This window comes from Lactiplantibacillus daoliensis, assembly GCF_005405005.1.
Taxonomy (GTDB): Bacteria; Bacillota; Bacilli; order Lactobacillales; family Lactobacillaceae; genus Lactiplantibacillus; species Lactiplantibacillus daoliensis.
In genome coordinates this window covers 49744-71002 of sequence record NZ_BJDH01000006.1, presented here as the reverse complement: position 1 = coordinate 71002, position 21259 = coordinate 49744, and the positions used below count along the sequence as shown (strand labels likewise).

22 protein-coding genes are annotated in these 21259 nt (G+C 43.1%); 3 read left to right on the top strand and 19 right to left on the bottom strand.

The window, feature by feature from the left end:
- Positions 1-8: 8 nt before the first annotated feature.
- The 3 genes from FFM64_RS08880 to FFM64_RS08870 all read right to left on the bottom strand — a co-directional run bounded on the left by FFM64_RS08880 (position 9) and on the right by FFM64_RS08870 (position 3715).
- The gene (locus FFM64_RS08880; RefSeq protein WP_137607660.1) at positions 9-1085 is read right to left on the bottom strand and encodes an AI-2E family transporter; all 1077 of its coding nucleotides are present in this window, start codon (positions 1083-1085) and stop codon (positions 9-11) included.
- A 133-nt stretch (positions 1086-1218) separates the two neighbouring features.
- The gene (locus FFM64_RS08875; protein WP_137607659.1) at positions 1219-2373 is read right to left on the bottom strand and encodes an ROK family protein; all 1155 of its coding nucleotides are present in this window, start codon (positions 2371-2373) and stop codon (positions 1219-1221) included.
- Between the two features lie 397 nt (positions 2374-2770).
- Complete coding sequence (locus tag FFM64_RS08870) at positions 2771-3715, bottom strand: cell surface protein (RefSeq protein ID WP_137607658.1); 945 nt, start codon at positions 3713-3715, stop codon at positions 2771-2773.
- Between the two features lie 134 nt (positions 3716-3849).
- Here FFM64_RS08870 and FFM64_RS08865 point away from each other — a divergent pair, with 134 nt between their 5' ends.
- A complete protein-coding gene (locus FFM64_RS08865; protein WP_137607657.1) occupies positions 3850-5043 on the top strand; it encodes an SAM-dependent methyltransferase in 1194 nt (397 codons plus the stop codon).
- 621 nt (positions 5044-5664) lie between these two features.
- Here the strand turns inward: FFM64_RS08865 and FFM64_RS08860 are convergent.
- Positions 5665-6750: a serine/threonine protein kinase gene (locus tag FFM64_RS08860; protein WP_223876938.1), complete on the bottom strand. Its 1086-nt coding sequence runs from the start codon at positions 6748-6750 to the stop codon at positions 5665-5667.
- Positions 6751-6793: 43 nt separating this feature from the next.
- Here FFM64_RS08860 and FFM64_RS08855 point away from each other — a divergent pair, with 43 nt between their 5' ends.
- The gene (locus FFM64_RS08855; protein ID WP_137607656.1) at positions 6794-7168 is read left to right on the top strand and encodes a DUF4064 domain-containing protein; all 375 of its coding nucleotides are present in this window, start codon (positions 6794-6796) and stop codon (positions 7166-7168) included.
- Between the two features lie 82 nt (positions 7169-7250).
- Positions 7251-7682, top strand: a complete 432-nt coding sequence (locus tag FFM64_RS08850; RefSeq protein WP_137607655.1) for a hypothetical protein — start codon at positions 7251-7253, stop codon at positions 7680-7682.
- A gap of 41 nt (positions 7683-7723) precedes the next feature.
- Here FFM64_RS08850 and FFM64_RS08845 read toward each other — a convergent pair whose 3' ends face one another.
- From FFM64_RS08845 to rsmG, 15 genes are all read right to left on the bottom strand, one after another.
- Complete coding sequence (locus FFM64_RS08845; RefSeq protein WP_137607654.1) at positions 7724-8440, bottom strand: sulfite exporter TauE/SafE family protein; 717 nt, start codon at positions 8438-8440, stop codon at positions 7724-7726.
- A 108-nt stretch (positions 8441-8548) separates the two neighbouring features.
- Positions 8549-8899, bottom strand: coding sequence for an AzlD domain-containing protein (locus FFM64_RS08840; RefSeq protein WP_137607653.1), 351 nt, complete (start codon positions 8897-8899; stop codon positions 8549-8551).
- Between the two features lie 20 nt (positions 8900-8919).
- Positions 8920-9732 (bottom strand): AzlC family ABC transporter permease, encoded by an 813-nt coding sequence (locus FFM64_RS08835; protein WP_137607652.1) that lies wholly within the window; start codon positions 9730-9732, stop codon positions 8920-8922.
- A 123-nt stretch (positions 9733-9855) separates the two neighbouring features.
- Positions 9856-10353 carry a GNAT family N-acetyltransferase gene (locus tag FFM64_RS08830; RefSeq protein ID WP_137607651.1) on the bottom strand — a complete coding sequence of 166 codons (498 nt, stop codon included), beginning with the start codon at positions 10351-10353 and terminating at the stop codon, positions 9856-9858.
- A 513-nt stretch (positions 10354-10866) separates the two neighbouring features.
- Positions 10867-12201: a D-alanyl-D-alanine carboxypeptidase family protein gene (locus tag FFM64_RS08825; protein ID WP_137607650.1), complete on the bottom strand. Its 1335-nt coding sequence runs from the start codon at positions 12199-12201 to the stop codon at positions 10867-10869.
- 70 nt (positions 12202-12271) lie between these two features.
- On the bottom strand, positions 12272-13432 hold the full coding sequence (locus FFM64_RS08820; protein ID WP_137607649.1) for a sensor histidine kinase: 1161 nt from the start codon (positions 13430-13432) through the stop codon (positions 12272-12274).
- A gap of 15 nt (positions 13433-13447) precedes the next feature.
- Positions 13448-14137: a response regulator transcription factor CroR gene (croR, locus tag FFM64_RS08815; RefSeq protein ID WP_137607648.1), complete on the bottom strand. Its 690-nt coding sequence runs from the start codon at positions 14135-14137 to the stop codon at positions 13448-13450.
- Positions 14138-14320: 183 nt separating this feature from the next.
- Positions 14321-15472 carry an IMP dehydrogenase gene (guaB, locus tag FFM64_RS08810; RefSeq protein WP_137607647.1) on the bottom strand — a complete coding sequence of 384 codons (1152 nt, stop codon included), beginning with the start codon at positions 15470-15472 and terminating at the stop codon, positions 14321-14323.
- Between the two features lie 249 nt (positions 15473-15721).
- Positions 15722-16441 (bottom strand): DUF1129 domain-containing protein, encoded by a 720-nt coding sequence (locus tag FFM64_RS08805; RefSeq protein WP_223876937.1) that lies wholly within the window; start codon positions 16439-16441, stop codon positions 15722-15724.
- A 22-nt stretch (positions 16442-16463) separates the two neighbouring features.
- On the bottom strand, positions 16464-17564 hold the full coding sequence (gene ychF, locus FFM64_RS08800; RefSeq protein ID WP_137607645.1) for a redox-regulated ATPase YchF: 1101 nt from the start codon (positions 17562-17564) through the stop codon (positions 16464-16466).
- Between the two features lie 30 nt (positions 17565-17594).
- Positions 17595-17786: a DUF951 domain-containing protein gene (locus FFM64_RS08795; protein ID WP_137607644.1), complete on the bottom strand. Its 192-nt coding sequence runs from the start codon at positions 17784-17786 to the stop codon at positions 17595-17597.
- A gap of 20 nt (positions 17787-17806) precedes the next feature.
- Entirely contained in the window at positions 17807-18694 is an 888-nt protein-coding gene (locus FFM64_RS08790) for a ParB/RepB/Spo0J family partition protein (RefSeq protein ID WP_137607643.1), read from the bottom strand.
- Positions 18684-19451, bottom strand: a complete 768-nt coding sequence (locus FFM64_RS08785) for a ParA family protein (protein WP_137607642.1) — start codon at positions 19449-19451, stop codon at positions 18684-18686. Before FFM64_RS08785 ends, FFM64_RS08790 begins: the two co-directional genes overlap by 11 nt.
- A 2-nt stretch (positions 19452-19453) precedes the next feature.
- A complete protein-coding gene (noc, locus tag FFM64_RS08780) occupies positions 19454-20308 on the bottom strand; it encodes a nucleoid occlusion protein (RefSeq protein WP_137607641.1) in 855 nt (284 codons plus the stop codon).
- A gap of 17 nt (positions 20309-20325) precedes the next feature.
- Positions 20326-21060, bottom strand: coding sequence for a 16S rRNA (guanine(527)-N(7))-methyltransferase RsmG (rsmG, locus tag FFM64_RS08775; RefSeq protein ID WP_137607640.1), 735 nt, complete (start codon positions 21058-21060; stop codon positions 20326-20328).
- Positions 21061-21259: the final 199 nt, after the last annotated feature.

Below are 21259 nucleotides of genomic sequence, written 5' to 3'. Positions count from 1 at the left end.
TCAAAATATTATCCGGGGTTATTTCCCGAATCATGGTCAGAATTTAAACTTTTTTTCAAATGAATTTTCGGTTTCAGCCCGTGAACCGGTTTCACGCCGATAATATCCAAAATAAAGTTAAAAATTGGGACACCGACGATCAAGCCCCAGACGCCAAATAGACGTTCACTGACCAGTAAGACAACAAAAGTGTAAAAGACTGGCAGTTCCGTCCGACTTGCCATAAATTTTGGATTTAACACGTACGCTTCCAGCGTGTGCACGATAGCAATCATGATCACCATGTAGACAACATAGCGAAAACCACCGACTGAGTACGCAATCAAACAGAGCGGGATCAGCGAAATGATAACGCCAGCCACCGGGATCAAGCTTAACAGGAAGATCATCAAGCCCAAACTGATCAGCTGTGGCATGTGCAAAAAGGCCATAAAAATAACTGTAATGACCGTATTCACAATCGCAATCAGAAATTGGGCTTCCAACACGACCCCAAAGCTATTGACGAACTTCTTAGCAAAGAAGTACACGTCTTGGAAAAACCAGCCAAAGGTACTGGTTAAAAAACGCTTGGAAAACCGACGCATCTGCTGATCCTCAACCGTAAAGAAGAAACTCAAGATAAACGACAAGAAGAACGTCAGCCCCATATTTCCGATATTCGTAATATATTTAAAAACAACCGAAATACCAGTTTTAGCTTGCTTTAAAATCTCAGATTCTTGGAAATAATTCGTGACCCACGACAAGAATTCATTCGTGTCGTGCGATGGATCCTGATAGAATCGGTAAACCGATTCAAACGTTGAAAGAGTTTGTTTGATTAATTGAGGCAGATAAGTCGTCACCGCAAAATACAATCCCAAAACGACTAATGCATAAACGGTGATCACAATCAGCATACTTGGAATCTTTACCCAGCGCTGAATGAATCGAACCAACCGTGTCACCAAAAACGTGAAAATAAACGTTAACAAAATAATACTCAACATGCTGGACGCTAAATAGAGCCCCAGACAAATTAACACTAACACGCAAGCCCGCCGTAGCCGCACGTTGTGGACAAACCGTGACCATAATTCCAAGTAACATCCACTCCTCTACTTACCCTTACCTCTATTCTAACTGAAAAGGATTCAATAAACATGAAAAGTCCGTCATTATTACGCAAAAAACGTGTAAAGCTATCGCTAGCCTTACACGTTTTTTCTGAAACAATTATGAAAAATGCATCTTTAAGCTTTCAAGTCCAAGTGCCTGATGAATGATTTCGGAAGCCCCACCAAGTAAGGCGGCCGATTGAACATTCTTCGTTGCAATAATTGGGACTTGACGGGTTGGTGACGACATCTTCGCGGTAGTATCGCGTAGATCCGTCAACAATTGTGGCAAGATTTCCAAAACGCTAGTATTCAAAACAACCACATCTGGTGCAAAGGCCGTGGAAACATTGGAAACGACCTTCGACAGGTAGTAAACAAAATCATCAAATACTTTGGTCACTTCTGGATCATGATTAATATAATCATGTTTAACCGCGGTTAAATCCAACCGATCCACGTGTTTAATCGCTTTCAATTTTGCCCATAAGGACTTTTCGGAAGCATATTCATTAGCAGATTCCATGTGATTTTCAACCGTACGATCTTCGAGTAACGCCGTGCCCACTTCACCAGCTTCACCTTCATGACCAGAATATAACCGTGAATCCGCAACAATTCCGGCATGGATCTCATCCCGAACAACGACCGATACAACATTATTAAAGATTTCATTGTCATGAAAATCTCGTTCAAATACGGCCGTTAAGTTTGCTTTCTTTTCAAGCATAACTGGGATACGCAGTTTGTCGCGTAAATATTTCGCCAAATCAAAATGTGCTAAACATTTGATTGGTGTCTTTAAAATCTTGTTTTCGTAAATAATGCCGTCTAGTGCAATTGCGACCCCCATCAAGCCATGGACGGTACCATAATCATCAACATTTCGTAGCTGATCTTCAATCAAATCAATGACATCCGTTAACGTCATATCGGTTGTCTTGAAACTTTGGAAATGTAGAATCTTACCATTGAGCCGTGAATACATTAACTTCACCGCGTCTACGGATAAATCGATACTGGCAACAAAGCCATAGTTGACATTGAGTTCCGCCATCACTGGTTTACGACCACCATTTTTAGTGCTGACGCCGCAACCAATTTCCTTGATGAATTGTGCCCGGAGTAACTGGTTGTAAATATCAGAAACCGTCACCTTGTTTAGACTTAAGTTACGGGAAATTTGACTACGACTGATCGGTCCTTCATTGATAACTTGCTGCAGGACTTGCTTCTCGTTCGTACTACGCATGACATGTTTATTAATAATCATACTAAATTTCGGTGTGCACACCACCTGACCGAACAACCTTAATTGACCAAACTTGACAAACAATCTTGTCTATTGGTGCTGCCATGTATTCGGTCAATCGGTATCACACCTTAACCCCCTAATCTTGTTAATATTCTAAAGCATCAAACAGAAATAGTACACAAAATAGTCATTTTTATACCTATTTTGACATTAAAGTTGTAAAAAAATGCCCCAAAGTGATATAAATCTGACTGCCCCCACGGTTCAACTAACAAATAAGCATAGAAATTAATCTGTCCTTACTCCTATATTTATAACAGTTTTTATAAAAAAATCACCGATTCACACTTAATTTCAAGTGTTTTCTCGGTGATTGTAAAGTATGCTTCCATACCGATATTAAAATCTTAATAAATTATGGTTGTGACAGTCCTTGGCGCACTGCCTCGACTGGCGAAATGTGCGCCGCGGCGGCCTGCTGCATGATCGCCTGAATCTGTGCATCCGTGAAGTGATTACCATCTAGGCCAGCAGCATTTAATTCATCCCGTGTTGCCTGGATACCTGCAGCATCTACCGTCGTACTCGAGCTGGTTGTGGCCGATGAGCTCTCTGTCGTCACCGCACTACTTTGTGCAGAACTGGTTGTCGCTGATGATGATTGACTCGTCGATGAACTTTGTGCTTGTTTAGCAGGTTGCGATTCAGCAGATTTTGCCGGTTGCTCACTCGTCTTATTAGCATTCGACGTGACCGTCTGCGTTTCATTATTAGTGATTGGGGTTGAACCGGTCAATGACTTCAATGCGGCATTGTTTTCGTGGCGTAATCCCTTTGCTTTGCGATAGATATCCTGATAATAGTCTTTGGTAAACTGCTTATTTTGGAAAAGTACCATTAAGACACCATTTGAATCTGTAAATTCATTCGCCTGATTCAAATCCAGTGCCTTCTGATACAGCTTGTTGTCTTGTTTACGTTGGCTGATGATCGTATCCAATAGCGCCAGCGCCGTCTGGGAACGTGCCACCAAAACACTAGAACCTTTTTTCAGCGTTTTAACAGTTGTAAATTCTGTCTGGGCAGCTTCAAATCGACGTTCGGTGATGGCTTGCTGACCAGCAACAAAGGTTTGGGTCTGTGACAAGTAACGTTGTGCCACAGTATCATTGATGATTGTGCGTGATGCCCGGGTAAAAGCCGCCTCAGCGTCTGAATACCGCTTCGCTTTGATTGCTTGCTTCCCACTCTGCATGTCGGCCGCATAACCTTGCTCTTGTAATTGATGATGTGAATATGTATAGCCGCCGACAACCAACGCAATCACAATCGTCACAACTGCCCAAAGCCATTTCTTCATGATGACACCCCCATTCGTTGATGTCCTATTATACCATTTTAGCAAATCCATCGCGGTGCATTGTGCTTACAAAACTGTTTTCATAGGCGTATAATAACAGTTGTATTTTTTATCGAGAAAGGATCCTTATTCTAATGCTAGAAAAGACTTTTTATCACACCTTTTTAAGCCGCTCTTTCAATATTCCAGTTAAGGTTAATTACTGGGACGGTAGCAGCGAAACTTATGGTGGTGACGGTACCCCAGAAGTAACTGTGACTTTTAAAAAGGCGATTCCAGTTCGCGAAATCACTAAAAATGCCTCAATTGCGTTAGGCGAGGCTTACATGGACGGTGTCATCGAAATCGATGGCAGTATTCAAAAGCTCATTGAATCAGCTTACGAATCAGCAAATAGCTTTTTCAATGATTCTAAGCTCAAAAAATTCATGCCTAAACAATCTCACTCTGAAAAGAAGAGTCAAGAAGACATCCAGAGCCATTATGATGTCGGTAATGACTTTTATGAAATGTGGCTAGATTCCACGTTGACGTATTCATGTGCTTATTTCCAGAATGAAGACGACAGCCTGGAAACTGCCCAAATCAACAAAGTTCATCACATCATTCAAAAACTCAATCCACAACCTGGCAAAACTTTGCTCGACATTGGTTGTGGCTGGGGAACGTTAATGTTAACGGCCGCTAAGGAATACAACTTAAAAGTCGTTGGAATTACGTTATCTAAAGAACAATACAACCTCGTTGCTAAACGCATCGAAGACGAAGGTTTGAGTGATGTCGCTGAAGTCCGGTTGGAAGATTACCGTGAATTAGGCAACGAACAATATGATTACATTACCAGTGTTGGGATGTTTGAACACGTCGGTAAAGATAACTTGGAAATGTACTTTAAAGACGTTAAAAAGCATCTTAAAGACGATGGTGTGGCCTTATTGCACGGGATTACCCGTCAACAAGGTGGCGCAACTAACGGCTGGTTAGACAAATACATCTTCCCAGGTGGCTATGTTCCTGGTATGACCGAAAACCTACAACACATCGTGGACTGTGGCTTACAAGTCGATGACGTGGAAACGTTACGTCGTCATTACCAACGGACCACTGAACTATGGGACGAAAATTTCAATGCCAAACGCGCTGAAATCGAAGCCAAGATGGGTACCCGCTTCACGCGGATGTGGGATCTTTATCTCCAAGCCTGTGCCGCTTCCTTCCAATCAGGGAACATTGACGTCATGCAATATCTCGTTTCTAAAGGACCTTCTTCACAGAACCTCCCAATGACTCGCGAATACATGTACGAAGACAATACCGTTAACGCATAGCTTAAATTTAAAATAGCGCTGAAATCAGGATTAATCTGGTTTCAGCGCTATTTTTATAAATTACTAACGGTTGAAAGTTAAAAATTGCCGGTCTTCTCGAGGGCATCAACAATTGGGTCATGAAAACTAGTCGATTACTGCCGCTTCCGGTTGTTGCCGATAATATGCGGACGAGGGACCGGTTCAAGCCATAGAAACGTCTTGAACCTCGCCCGGAAACTTTGCCAAAACCGCAAATCTCCCGGACCATCCGATGCTATCAGCAACAACCTCCAGCTAATCAGTAGTTTTGAGAGGATAAATCAGTTATTTATGTTTAGTGGAGTCAGTCAAAATCGGTGTGCAGTGTCGGCGAGATTAGTCAGTCAAGAACGCCGACTAATCTCGCAGGGCAATTCAAAGACGTGTTTTATCGGCTTTGAATTGAGGCGGCAGACCGCACCTTGGCTGGCGCCGTCCCCCACAGCACACCGGTTTTGACTGACGGAGCGCTAGGTAAATCGTTTCTGGTACTGCGACATTTGTGATGCTTTTGAGTCTTTCAACTTTTAGATAAATTATGCAACTTGCATAAGCCTTTTGCACAGCTTCCGGCTATGCTAGGAGTTGTGTTCAGGTGAGTTATGACATGTACTGACCAATCCAACTGATCAACAATAGGACTATGATGGCCTCGGCAGCGCGCAGCCACCATCGATAATGGAACCTACCGAGTTGGTTAACGCGGTCATAAATCCAACGATTGACAAGATGCAAGACTACTGGCAAGCCAATCATAATAAAAATAGCACTCAGCGTAACGATTTGATCTAGTGGCTGTGAATCAGTAAAACTCGCCAGCACAATGATGAGCCAAAACACGGCATACGACCACCATAGTATTTTCCTGACCCGTGGCCACATACGCAACAGCCACTGTTTACCTGGTACTAGCGTGGGCTTTGACCGTTGTTGCGGTGTAATGGCTGTCAGAAAAGCTGTTGCAGTTTGATAACGTTGTTGCGGATCAATCGCCGTCGCTCGTTCAATGATTGGACGCCAATACTCGTCCGTCGTTAACTGCGTCATGGTAGCTTGCCGGGTCGTTGGAACCTTACCAGTCAGCAAACAGTTCAACACAATTCCAAGTGAATAAATATCACTACGACCATCCGTTTGGGCAAAGCCATAATTTTCTGGTGCCGCAAAACCACTCGTCCCAAGGAGTCGGGTATCACTGCTCTTATTACGTTGATATTCACGGGCGGCACTAATATCAATCAGGTAATAATGTCGGTGACTCACCATAATGTTACTTAGCTTGATATCCCGATGCACAACACCTAACTGTGCTAGCTGGCGCAAACTTTGGCCGATATCTAAAGCCACTTGTTTTACTTCAGCTGAGTTAAACGTCCCTTGGCAAGCTAATTCATCTGCCAAAGAATGACCATTGATCAACGTTTCGATACTCAGTCGGCAATCTGGGGCTTGTAAAACAGCTTGAACACGTGGCATTAGAGGGATTGGTTGTGCTTTTAACTTTTCAGCAATTGGTAGTTCGGCCGCTGTGATTAGCTTAGCAACAAACACGACTTGTTGCTGCTGGACTAACAGTGGAAACTCGCGTCCCGTAATTAATGGCCCTAATGGGGTGTAATCATGAGCTGCTAGCAGTTGCATCGCTTGAACAATCGGTAACATCTCGCCAGCTCCTTTCTTAATCATTTTCAATACTTATAGTCACACTTAAAAATTTGGAGGAATTACCATGTCAAAAGAAACTCTCGTTAATGAAACTAATCAAAAATCAGTCCCAGTAAATCGCTCTCGCACAGCCGAGTTAGTCCTCGGAATTGTCGGCGGTATCTTTGGAATGATTGCTGGAATTATCGCCATTGCCATTGGTGGCCTCGGCAGTGCTTTTGGCGCCAGCGGCAGTGGCAGTATCGGTGGCTTGGGCGGTGCTTGTATTGCTGTTTCAGCACTTGCAATTGTTTTGACTGCTTTAATCAATAAGAATCACAAATTAATGGGTTGGCTCATTATTGCTTGCGGCGTGTTAAATATTGTGTTTGTCAGTTACTTTGGTATTTTGAGTGGACTCTTAATTATCATTGCTGGTGGTTTAGCCTTAAGAAAGTAAGTGTCTAACCGACATTTAACCATTTAATGAAGCTAATTCTGGTACACTTGAATCATTAATGAACATTTGAGGTAATCCAGTTATGGAACAAAAAACATCAGAATTGCTCAACGAAATCATGCACGCTAAAGGGGCCGACCAATTTATGACAAATGTCGAAGCCAACTTTGCGCATTTCGAGCCTGCCGAATATTTAGCCGAATTATTGCACATTAAGGGAAAAACTAAAAGTGTGGTGATCCGCCAGGCTAACCTCACACCGACAACCGGCTATCAATATTTTGATGGTAAACGCCGTCCGAGTCGGTCACGCATGCTGGCACTCGGATTTGGGTTTAAATTATCTTTAGATGAGACCAATACGATGCTAAAACGCACAGGTTATGCGCCACTCTATGCAAAAGACGAGTGGGATGCCTTAATCATTTTTGCCCTCGTACAACATTTCGAACTCAATCAAACCGATGAACTCTTATTTCAATACGGTTTAGGCACGATTACTGCCGCAAACTAGACACATCGACAACCCTTAACTGGGCTGTCGATGCTTTTTTGTTAAAAGATCAAATAATAACAACCACTCAGCCCGATAAAAGCGTAAATCGCGCGTCGAACCATGCGCATATTCATATGTGGTAAAATGCGACTCGCTAAAACAGTTCCTGAAATCGCCCCAACCATCCCGATTAACACAATCGGAATCTCAGCAGGTCTCAAAATACCATTAGCGACTCGAATACTCGTAATCGTGATCACATCCATCAAGAAAAACGTCTGCAAATTAGCAATATAATCTTCAGTTTCTTTGGCTAAAGAAAGAAAATACAGTGCCATCAGTGGGCCACCGATACCAAACAGGCCATTAAAAAAGCCTGAGATAATCATAAATGCCCCCGCAATATAGAATGGATAAGGTTGCGTTCCGGCTTGTTTCGAAAGCGTGAAATAAACCGCCAGCCCAACCAACAGTCCCCCCAAAAGTGTTCGTAATAGTTGAACGTCCAACACCTTACTCAAATGCACCGACCAGGTAGCGACACTGGCATACATCACAAATGGCACAATAATCCGTTTAAGCTGAATATGTTGACGATAGCGGATGACCATCGTAATCACGCTGGCCGCCATAATTAAGCCGGCCACCCCAGCGCTTTGATTGATTGGCAACAGTTGTGGTAAGAAAATCATCATAATAATTGCAGCGCCAAACCCTGTTAGTCCTTGAACCAAGCCGGCTAAAAAGCCAGGAATAAGCACTAATAGCCAAGTCATCTTAAACCTCCTTTTAGGACGCTCAATTCCGTCCATTGTGTTGTGTGAACCTCGTTCCGTTCTAAAAAAAAGAACCAGCCTATGCTAGTCCCATCGTTAAAGTCATTTTCAAATATGCAGTACTAATACAAATATCATCACCGACACTAAGCCAATCACCACGGATAAAGTCATTGACCGGGTTCTAAAGGCAATGAAGCCGACAATAATAGCCGAAATAATCATCCCTAGATTCCCCGACGTCATGATTTGATATTTGCTATCGATAAAGACACTCTTCACAACTAGCGCCGTAAATAACGACACGGGTACGAACCGCATCCATTCGTTAAACCATTCTGGAATTTTACGTTTCGTGAAGAATAATAATGGAAAAAAACGTGGAATAAACGCCACGATGGCACAAAAGATGACCAACCAAAAGTGGTCCAAACTACTCATTGAACTGACTGATTGCATAATTAAAACCCCTCTGTGCCTTACTTGTCAGAGTCTTCTTCCATGGCCGATTGACCAGTGGGATCGTGGACTTTATATAACAAATGACTTTCTGGCTTATGTGTGATTAAGTGGCGTTCAATAAAGTAGCCGGTCAGCGATGCTAACAGCGTCGCGACAACTAATCCTAACGTACTCTTCATCAAAACTAAGAAGAAGATCGTTAGTACCCCAGATAACGCACAAACTAAAATAGTTAAGCGACTCTTTGTTTGCATAATTGCCATATAAATGAATAAAGCAGTCAATGCAAAATCAACGACGCTTAAATTAATGGTTAACGCACTCCCAATCAGACTGCCGACAATATTGCTGACGGTCCAAAAGAGCAGTGAATAGTGTTCAACCAATATCGCTTGACTCGGTTTCCAATGTTTATCCGTCGCAAATTTTAAGTAGTTCACGGCATAATTTTCATCATTCATTGAGAACGCGAAAAAGAAGATAAACGGTAACTTTTGTCCCTTCAAATAACGAGACAAACTAGAGCCTAGCAGTGCGTAACGTAATTCCAAGAAAAACATCATCAAAATAATTGTTGTCATTGGTGCATTGATGGTCAACATCGATGCAATTAAAAATTGGGCACCACCGGAAAAGACCAATACTGAAATTAACGCCGTCAGTAAATGGTTGAACCCGGCCGCATGCAATAAAACCCCACAAGCGAGACCAATGGGAATATAGCTCAGCCCAAGTGGCATTACGGTCCGTAATACCATTAACCAATTTGGCTCGTTCTTTTTCACCAAGAATGCCTCCAGTACCTTACCAGTAAAGAATTCTAGCAACATTGTCTGATGTCTATTTGATTAGACATTCGGGTCTAATTTTAACATGTTTCACTCGGCAATCCTACCTCTAACGTTAGATTGTTCGGCTATTCACGAAAAGCAAACGGTTACATTAACTATTTTCTAATCAAAATGCTTGCCCATAATCACCAAGTCATTCGGACGCTGATCCAATTCAGCCACCGCAGGTAAAAATCCCCATTGCTCATAACCAAATTTTTTAAACAATTTAATACTAGGTAAATTACTTGAAAAAATATAGGCCAATAAGACCTTAAGCCCCGTCAATGTTACTTGAGCGGGTACCATTTCCAAGACTTGGCTACCAATACCTTGCCCCTGAACGCTGCGATCAAGATAAATCGAAATTTCAGCCGTTTTCGCATAAGCTGCCCGGCCATAAAACGCCGAAAAACTTAGCCAACCAACCATCAAATCATCCTTGATAATTACCCACAATGGATAGTGATCGGCTGAATGTGTTAAAAACCACTCCCGCCGCTGATCAACGGTCACTGGTTTCAAATCAGCGGTGACCTGATGCCCTGGTATCACCTGGTTATAAATATCCACAATTAGTGGTAAATCTGACATAGTTGCAATGCGTAAGGTTATCCCCATGGCATTCAATCCTCCATTCGTACTCACCTATTTTATAAAGCCCTTTCTTTATTATACAGTTATTCACAAAATGCTGACATTTCTTTTGTATGTCAGTTTTTCTAACAAGCAATTATTTCAATTGATCCAACTGTTAAACCGGGCACGTTGCCTTGTAATCAAGAACGTCGGCTAATCTTACATACACGCACACCGATTCTGACTGACTCCGCTAAGCATAAATAACGGATTTATCCAAAAAAGAACGACTGACTTAGCTGGCGGTTGTTGCTGATAGCATCGGACGTGCAGGTGGTGTAAGGTCGGTCCGGGAGATTTGCGGTTCTTGCAAAGCTTTCAGGCGAGGTTCAAAACGTTTCTAAAGCTTGAACCGGTCCCACGACCGTATGTTATCAGTAACAACCGGAAGTGGCAGTAACCAACTAGTCTTCACCTCCTGATTATTGACGTAGTGGCGCAATTCATGGCATAAAAAAACACCTAGAACCAAAGTCCCAGGTGTTGAACTATCATTTAGTTAAACCAGCTGCGAATACCACGCCACATACGGACGAAGATGTTGGCCTTTTCGATCGATTGTTTTGGTGTAACATTAACCGTCATCGACTTGCTCTTGGTTCCGTTAACAACGCTGATAGCTTTCTTATTCAAAGCTAAATTAGCGGTCCCAACGGTCTTTCCATTTTTAACAGGTGCTTGCAACTTGCCGGCAGTTGTCGCTGTCTTGTTCAAGCTAACCGTACCTTTGAGTTGTGAGGCATCCGTTCCAGTTGGCAAGTAAACCTTAGTATCATTACTGTTTGTCACTAAAGTTGAAGTTAAAGCCTTCCCATCCTGAACGTCAACGGCTTTCAAACCATTAATGGCTTTGTTTTTCGCCAACGTCGTCGTGGTGTAATTATGGAAGACATATGACATGATTTGGGCCGTTTGCGTGAAACGTTCCGTCCCACTGTCATTGGCGGAACCAGCATGCATCACAACAGTGATAATCCGGTTGCCATTACTGAGCTTGACTGTCCCGGTAAAGGCATTCCCGGCCTTAGTTGATGTCCCAGTCTTCAACCCATCGACAGGCAAGGCATCATAATGCTTGACCAATCCTTTTAACATAAAGTTCCGGTTGTCCATCTTAGTCTCTGAGCTGGTCCCTTTTCCGAACCAAGCATGGGCAATACTAGATGTCTTCAAAACTTCCGGATAATCAGCCAATAACTTTTGGGCAACGGTTGCGACGTCTTGCGCGGACATTTCATTTTCAGCATCCGAAGCAACGCCACTGTAACCAATCGCACTACCAACTTCTTTATTCGTCAACCCGGAAGCGTTGATAATTGTCGCATCCGTAATTCCAAAGGACTTAGCCGTTTTACGCATCATAGCCACAAACTTGTGTGGTGTCCCAGCGACAGCGTCACCTAACGCTGTAATAGCGGCATTGGCCGAATAAATTTCAGTCGCATTATACAATTCTCGAACAGAATAAGTCTTAGTTGCCAATAATGGCACATTAGCGTATTCCGTATTTTGACTCATCTTAGCAACATCTTTGCTAACACTGATTTTTTGGTTCCAAGACAATTTTCCTTGCTTAATTGCCTGTAACACTAAGTACGTACTCAACATCTTAGTCATTGACGCAATCGCCATTGGCTGAGTACTATTCTTATCATATAAAATCTGGCCAGTGCCAGCGTCAACCGCAATCGCAGCCTTAGCTGAAATTGATGGTGTCGTGGCTGCTTGAGCGGTAATGCCAGCCCCCGCAATCCCCAAACCAGCTGTCGTAAACGTCACCGCAGCGACGAGGCTGATCATGATTTTCTTTAACTTTCCCGCAACTCTCATTTCTCAATTATCCCTTTCCTGAATGCCGAATCTAAGTCTAAGTTTAATTAATTCTATGCCCTGACACAAGCTAATTTGAAACTTTTTGAGCAGTTTTCGTTAACGGATGATCATGCTCAACTGGCAAGTGAATCACAAAGCTAGTCAGCGCATCATCACTTTGCGCATAAATGTAGCCACCGTGATGTTGCACGATACTCTGCGCAATCGCTAAACCTAAGCCTGAGCCCCCCGTCGCCTTAGAACGAGACTCTTCCACGCGATAGAAACGTTCAAACAGCATCCCTAAGGAGTCTGCCGGAATACGTTGGCCATCGTTCGTCACATGAATGATGACTTCAGGGCCTTGCTGCTCCGCTTGTAAAATCACTTTATGCGCACCCGTTCCATATTTGAACGCGTTCGTAATCAAGTTATTAAACACCCGACCCAACTTCTCGGCGTCGGCCTCTAGATAAATTGGTTTACTGCCGCTTTCAACTTCGATGGTTAATTGCTTTTTATTAGCTTCCAGTTCAAAACTTGCGGCTAATTGCTCTAACATCGCAGTCAAATTAAGTCGACTAATATTCAATGGCGTCTCGGTCTGCCGCACCTTCGTATATTCAAATAGATCCTCCACCAACGACTTCATTTGTGTTGATTTTAGATAAGCAATATGCGCATATTTGACCAAATCTGCTTCCGACTGATATTGCTGATTTTCAATCAAGCCGAGATAGCCAATAATCGACGTCAGTGGCGTCCGAATATCATGACTGACATTGGTAATCAGGGCATCCTTAGAACGCTCAATTTCACGTTCCTCGTCCATAGAATGGATTGCCGAATCGACTAACGCGTTGACACTTTCAACAACCCGTTGCGTGTCACCTGTCAAATTAAAATTAATACGATGGTCAAAATGACCAGCCGCAATATAATGTAACTCACTAATAATATGTCGTAATTGCATCTGCTTATATCGACGAATCAATCGCCAATATAAAACGAAGCCATCGGCCACAATCATCAGCGCAATGAACAGATTTTCATAACTCCACAACTGATAATTTGTCGGGCCAATTTTAATCGACCGCTTGATTTGAAAAATCCCACTTTGCAATCCGGGATTATGCGCAATCGCGCTATTGATCAAAACAACTACCGACAAGTTTAAAAGGAGTAGTAGAATAACCGTCACTACTCCTTCAAAAAACAATTCACTTTTTTCGCGTCCTGTTAATTTCAAAAGCTAACCTCGCTACTAGCGTGATTCAATCTTATAGCCGACGCCCCACACCGTTTGGATGACCTTTTCGCCATCAGTGGCTTCTTCAATCTTATCCCGTAAATGGCTGACATGGACCATGACCGTTTTGGCAGAAACGATACTTTCCTGTTGCCAAACCCGTTCAAAAATATCATCCGCTGAGAAAACCCGATTGGGATGACTTGCCAATAAGTACAAAATGCCAAATTCCAAAGCCGTCAATTGAATATCTTTCCCCGTTAACGTTTTAACTTCGTGAGAATCTTTGTTGATAGTCAAGGGACCGATATCCAAGACGTCTGGCTCAGTCGTCGTCACATTGTTCTCGGAACGCCGCAATAAAGATTTAACTCGCGCCATAATTTCCAATGGATTAAAGGGTTTCGTCACATAGTCATCGGCCCCAGTAATCAAGCCTTGAATCTTATCCATATCACCAGTCTTCGCCGATAACACTAAGATTGGTAATTGAGAATCCTTACGAACTTCCTTAATCACTTCGATCCCGTCCATTTCAGGCATCATGATATCTAGGATCATCAAAGCAATATCTGGGTTGGTATTTAATTTAGTTAAGGCCTCTTTACCATTATAAGCACTAATTGGCTCGTAGCCTTCATTTTTGATGTAAATTTCTAATAATTGTGCAATTTCTTTGTCGTCATCGACTACCAAAATTTTCATATTAAATTTCTCCTTAAGTAATTCTGATTACATTCTACCAAACCAGACTGATTTGAGGGTGATTGCTGGTCTTTTTTAGAGAAAACGCAAAGAATTCACTTTTCAAACACTGCGAGCACAAAAAAGGCCACGAAACGCATTCGTTTCGTGACCTCTTTTTTGTCATCATAACGGCTAACTTAATTACCCGTTAACAGAATAATTAGGCGCATTCTTTGTAATTTGAATTTCATGTGGATGTGATTCTTTCAAACCAGCACCAGAAATTTCAACGAATTGGGCATTTTCAATCAGGGCATCAATGTCTTTAGCACCAACATAACCCATCCCTGAGCGTAAGCCACCAAGCATTTGGAAGATAATGTCATCGACACTCCCCTTGAATGGGACCCGGCCTTCAACACCTTCTGGCACTAACTTGTTAGCTTCATTAACGCCACCTTGGAAGTAACGATCAGATGACCCATGAGCTTGTGACATCGCGCCAACTGAACCCATTCCACGGTAGAACTTGTATTGACGACCATCATCAAAGACTGTTTCGCCAGGAGCTTCAGTCGTCCCAGCTAACATACTTCCAAGCATGACCGCATTACCACCGGCAGCTAAAGCTTTAACGATATCACCAGAATACTTAATCCCACCATCGGCAATAATGGCCTTGCCATATTCACGAGCCACTTCGGCAGAATCATAAACTGCCGTCAATTGTGGCACTCCAACACCGGCAACAATCCGAGTGGTGCAAATTGAACCAGGGCCAATGCCGACTTTAACTACGTCAACACCGGCATCAAATAATGCACGAGTCCCTGCAGCGGTCGCAACATTCCCAGCAATCAAGGTCTGCTTAGGGAAATGTTCGCGAATTTCTTTAACTTTCCGCAAAACACCAGCGGAATGACCATGAGCCGTATCAATGACGATGGCATCTGCACCAGCGGCAAATAATGCTTCGGCCCGGTCAAAGGTATCACTTGTCACACCCACAGCAGCGACCGCTAACAAATGATTGTTGGCGTCGACAGCTGCATGTGGATGGTCAGCGTCTTTTTCAACAGCTTTGACCTTGCTGATTTCTTCAGCTTGGGCTTCGATGCTAAGGTTCTTATGAATAACTGCTAACCCACCTTGGTTCGCCATTGCGATCCCCATGGCAGATTCGGAAACAGTGTCCATTCCGGCACTAATAATCGGAATGTTCAACTTCAAATTATCGGCGAGTTGTACACCTAGATCAACTTCATTCGGTAATACATGACTTTCAGCTGGAATTAATAGGACATCGTCAAACGTGTAACCTTTTTTTCCAAACTTTGATTCCCAATTAGACATAGAACGTTAGCTCCTTATGATTTTATTTTATCTGTAAAGGTAACAAAACATTGTGATAAATGCAAGGGTTCAGTCAGATTTTCAGCGACTTTTCATTAAACTAACTGTCGTAAAGGCAAAAACCATTGTAAACATTCTGAAATGAGTAACGGTGATTACTAAATCGGGTGCAACCGAAAGCGAGCAATGATCACTTTTTAACTTTGAAAAAAGAAACCTAAGCCCTAGCCTAGATTTCTTAGTTTCTGTCTAAAATATACTTGATGTAATCTTAAAGCGTCGCTTAAGCCACATCCGTGCAAAGAAGACAATTGCCGCAATGACTAAATAAACGATTGATGGCAAGGCTGGATTTAATGAAGCTGGTAGCATGGCTGCCGTTGTAAAGATCAACATCCAGACCATAATTGCCAAGATTGACCACAAGATTTTACGCCACATTGGCACTTGAGGCTTACTTTTATCTGGCGCCAAAAATTCAAACAACTTCGCAACCCCAAGGCCCCCGATCACGGAAGTCAATAAAATGGCCGTGATCCCGTTGGCACCTTGTGAGCCTTGTGAACTCTTGGAAATTAAGCCCATGATCCCATACATTAAGCAGAAGATCATGAATAACATCAACCCGTTATCTAATGACGTGACCCAGTAGTTAGCTTTCGCTTGTTCACGTGGTGTCTTTTTAGGACCAGCAATGATTGCTTGGGTCCGTTCTTGGACAGTCCCATACAATTGACGCGCAGTTGTTCCTTTGTGTTGTTCCGCTAACAACGTCGCTGTCATTTCATCGAGAGCTGCTTTTTTCTTTTCACCAGATAATTCAGTCGCATTAAGTGACTTACGCATTTGGCGCATATATTCATCATTTCGTTTTGTTAATTCGGAATCATCCCGTAAAGGCTGTTCCGCTGCTTGAATCTGCTTAGCACCCGCCTGCGCATTTCTCGGTTTGTTTGAAGATTCACTCATGAGCAGTTCCCCCTTTTCTTAATTAGACGTTGAACCGGAATTCAACGATGTCGCCATCTTGCATGACGTAGTCTTTACCTTCAAGCCGCAACTTACCATTTTCCTTAACTTTAGCTTCACTGCCGGCTTCATCCAACGCATCATAGGACATTACTTCGGCCCGAATAAACCCGCGTTCAAAGTCAGAATGAATAATTCCGGCTGCTTGAGGTGCCTTTGTACCACTCTTGAACGTCCAGGCACGAGTTTCCTTGCCACCAGCCGTGAAGAAGGTTTCAAGGCCTAAGAGCTTGTAAGAAGCCCGAATTAACTTATTCAAGCCGGGTTCTTCAACCCCTTCGGCGGCCAAAAAGTCAGCTTTGTCCGCATCATCAAGTTCGGCAATTTCTTCTTCCGTTTCAGCTGCAACCCCAATAGCTTGTGCGCCTTCTTTTTTAGCGTAGTCAGCAACAACTTGATAATACTTCGAATTTTCAGGATCAGCCATATCATCTTCGGCAATATTAGCCACATACAAAACTGGTTTAGAAGTTAGTAAGAAGAGACCCCGAACAATCGCTTGGTCATCCTCGTTGAATTCTAAGGAACGAACGGGCTTACCTGCTTCCAAAGCTGGCTTAATCTTTTCCAAGACTGCCAATTCAGCTTTAGCTTCTTTGTCGCTACCTTTTGCCGCCCGTTGAACCTTTGCCAACCGCTTGTCAACGGCTTCCAAATCGGCCAAGCTCAGTTCCAGGTTAATTGTTTCAATATCATCTTGTGGATCGACTTTACCAGTCACATGGGTGATATTATCATCATCAAATGCACGCACAACATGAACAATGGCGTCCACCTGGCGAATATTTTCCAAGAATTTGTTACCTAAACCTTCACCCTTGCTGGCACCCTTAACGATTCCGGCAATATCAGTAAATTCAAATGTTGTGGGAACAACTTTTTTAGCGGGAATTAAGGCCTGAATTCGGTCTAAACGCTTGTCTGGGACTTCGACCATTCCGACGTTTGGATCAATCGTCGCAAATGGATAGTTCGCCATTTCAGCGCCTGCCTTTGTAATTGCGTTAAACAATGTGGATTTACCAACGTTTGGTAACCCAACGATACCTGCTGTAAGTGCCATATCGGTTATTCACTCTTCCTTTTAAAATAATTAAGCTTGATCGGCTTTCTTTTCAAGAATCTTCTTCATCTTTTTATCAAATTCGCGACGCGGCAGCATAACAATATGGTTACAGCCGGTACACTTGATTTTGATATCCGCACCCATCCGGGTAATTTCCCAACGGTTCACCCCACAGGGATGCGCTTTCTTCATTTCGACAATATCACCTAAATCATACATGCGCAACGCTCCTTCTTAAATTAGTCTAAATTAATGTTCAAAATTTCTAGGATACGGCTAAGATCATCATTCGATAAATATGGAATTTCAATCTTACCTTCATCTTTTTTACTCGTCTTAGCTGAAATCGAGACCTTCGTGCCGAATTTCTCTTGAAGTTGTTCTTCACTGGCCCGAATATACGGTGATTTTTTGACTGCTTTTTTGGCTGGCTTTTTCGCATCACCATTAACTCGCGCGACGATTTGTTCTAACTGACGTACAGTTAAGTTATCCTTAATCGCACGTTTCGCTAATGGTGCCAACTTAGTCTTATCTTTCAATGATAGTAATGTCCGGGCTTGCCCCATTGAGAGTTGCCCTTTTTGAATCATGGTTTTGACAACGGTTGGTAAGCCCAATAACCGTAAATAGTTCGCAATATATGGTCGACTCTTGCCAAGCCGCTTAGAAACTTCAGCTTGCGTTAACTTTAATTTTTTCATCAAAGAATCGTAAGCCTCGGCCTCTTCCAATGCCGTTAAGTCTTCGCGTTGTAGGTTTTCCAACACAGCGACTTCCATCATCTGCTCTTCAGTCACTTCACGTACTATTGCTGGAATCGTCGCTTGCTTAGCTAATTTTGAAGCCCGAAAGCGCCGTTCACCGGCAATGATTTCATACTTTTTAACTTCTGCATCCGGTTGACGGACGATGATTGGCTGAAAAACACCTGATTTTTCAATGGAACTTGCTAACTCTTTTAACGCATTCTGGTCAAACTTACGCCGTGGTTGATAAGGATTAGCGTGAATATCAGTTAACGCTAACTCAACCACAGCTTCTTCACTAGCTGGTTCATCTACATCGGCAAATAAAGCCCCAATGCCACGCCCCAACGCTTTATTTTGATCTTTTTTACTTGCCATGAGCAGCTAACACTTCCTTTGCTAATGCTAAGTAGACTTGGGCACCCTTAGAACGGGCGTCATAATCGATAATTGACAGGCCGTGACTAGGCGCTTCGGATAGTCGGACATTTCGAGGAATAATCGTCGTATATACTGCTTCTTTGAAATACTTCCGCACTTCTTCATTGACTTGTTGGCCCAAATTCGTCCGAGCATCATACATCGTCAACAAGACGCCTTCAATTTTCAATTCTTTGTTAAAGTGTTTTTGAACTAACTTGATCGTATTTAATAATTGGCTTAACCCTTCCAACGCATAATATTCACTCTGCACTGGAATCAGAATCGAATCACAGGCTGTGAACGCGTTGATGGTTAAAAGTCCTAACGAAGGCGGACAATCAATTAAAATAAAATCGTAGTCATCGCGGACGTCATCGATGGCATCCCGTAAACGGGTTTCCCGTGCCATCATCGGGGTTAATTCAATCTCAGCCCCAGAGAGTTGAATCGTGGCTGGCACGATATCTAACCCCTTGTGACTGGTTGGAATAATCGTTTCTTTAATCGGGGTATCATTGATTAAAACATCATAAATTTCATTTTCAATCGCTGATTTTTGAATCCCCAACCCGCTCGTGGCGTTACCTTGAGCGTCCGTATCAATTAATAGTACTTTTTGACCTTGAGCGACGAGACTGGCACCTAAATTAATACTAGTCGTCGTCTTGCCAACGCCACCTTTTTGGTTAGCGAGTGCAATTACGGATCCCATAATTATTGACCACTCCTTGGTTGATTTTTTGGAATTTCAATGGTGATACGATAGCCGTCTGCCGTTTCTTCCTCGTGGGTTTTAACCGGCATGCCAGCATCCGTCACCATTTTAATCGATTGTTTAATCGTATTGACCGCGATGCGACTATCACCAGATAGACCACGCGGCCGTTTTTTCTTCGGCTTCGGTGGCAGGTTCAATTGTTGCACCAGCCGTTCCGTCTCTTTGACCGTTAATTGTTGCTCAAGAATCTTCGCTAAGAGCGGTGCTTGTTGGTCAGTCGGCACATTCAATAAAGCCCGTCCATGGCGCTCGCTAATTTGTCTTTGTAACAGAGCCTGTTGAACAGGCTGAGCTAGCTTCAACAAGCGCAACTTATTGGCCACAAATGATTGGCTCTTGCCAAGTTCTTTCGCCAGCGCAGCTTGGGTCAATGAATTAAGTTTCATCAACTCTTGATAAGCCGTGGCTTCTTCGATAACCGTCAAATCTTGCCGTTGCAAATTTTCAATCAAAGCCATTGAAGCCGTTTCGCCATCATCCATCTTCTGGATAATTGCTAGTGCATCCGCCCAGTGGAGCGACGTAATCGCACGAAAACGGCGTTCACCGGCAATAATTTCATATTTTTTAGGCTCATATTCGCGTAACACAATTGGTTGTAGCAACCCGTGTTCCGCAATCGTTGCTGCCAATTCAGCAATTCCAGCTTCATCGAAGACCTGCCGCGGTTGAAAACGGTTCGGAATAATTGCGGTCACTGGAATGCGCACAATTTGTTGATTGTGGTTTACGACCGGGGTCTCTTTATTTTTATCTTTATCACGATTAGAACCAAACAAAGAAAATGCCATCTAATTACCTCCCAACCCTATTCCGGTGCCGTTAATGGCTGTTTAGCCGGTGTACCCGGCTTCCGAGGATAACGTTTTGGTGTCGGTCGTTTTTTATCGATTACAATGATATGACGAGGGTCACCCGTTTCAGGCAACGTAAAGGCCTCATCCGTCACCAATTGACCACCGAGTTGCTTAACGGCATAGTCGCCTTCGGCAGTTTCAGTCCGTGCATTTGACGCTTTCAGAGCCACCATCTGCCCACCAAGCTTAACTAGTGGCAAACAGAATTCACTCAATACGGAAAGTCGGGCCACCGCACGGGCGGTAACTAAATCATAGCTCTCACGATGAGGCGACTTCTTACCAGCGAAGGTTTCTGCCCGGTCATGAAATGTCTGTACACCGGTTAGTTCCAGTGCCGAAATTAATTGTTGTAAGAAATTAATCCGTTTGTTAAGTGAATCCACAATCGTCACCTGTAGCTGTGGGAACGCAATCTTAAGTGGGATTGATGGGAACCCGGCACCAGCGCCCACATCACAAAGTGTTAACGGCTGGTCTCGCAATGCCGCCACATAAAAAGCCGGGGTCAATGAATCATAGAAATGCTTCAAATACACTTCCGGCTCGTCAGTAATCGTTGTTAAATTAAATTGACGATTCGTCTCAACCAGCAACTGGTAATACGTTGCGAATTGGGCCATCTGATGATCATCTAACACGATGTCATGGCTCGCCAAAGCTTGTTTAAATTCGGTTGGATTCATGAATAAAGCTCCTTAATTAAGGTCGCATTTGCCTTACAGTTGTGAAACAACTTGAATGTTTCACGTCACCTCATAACTTTAACTTAAATTCTTGTTAAAATCAATGCTCCAGCTTGGATTATTACCCTATTGGAAACCTTGTTAATAAGCTGTTTTGTCTCGTTTAGCCGTAATCGGATTTTCAGCAAATTGGTAATGA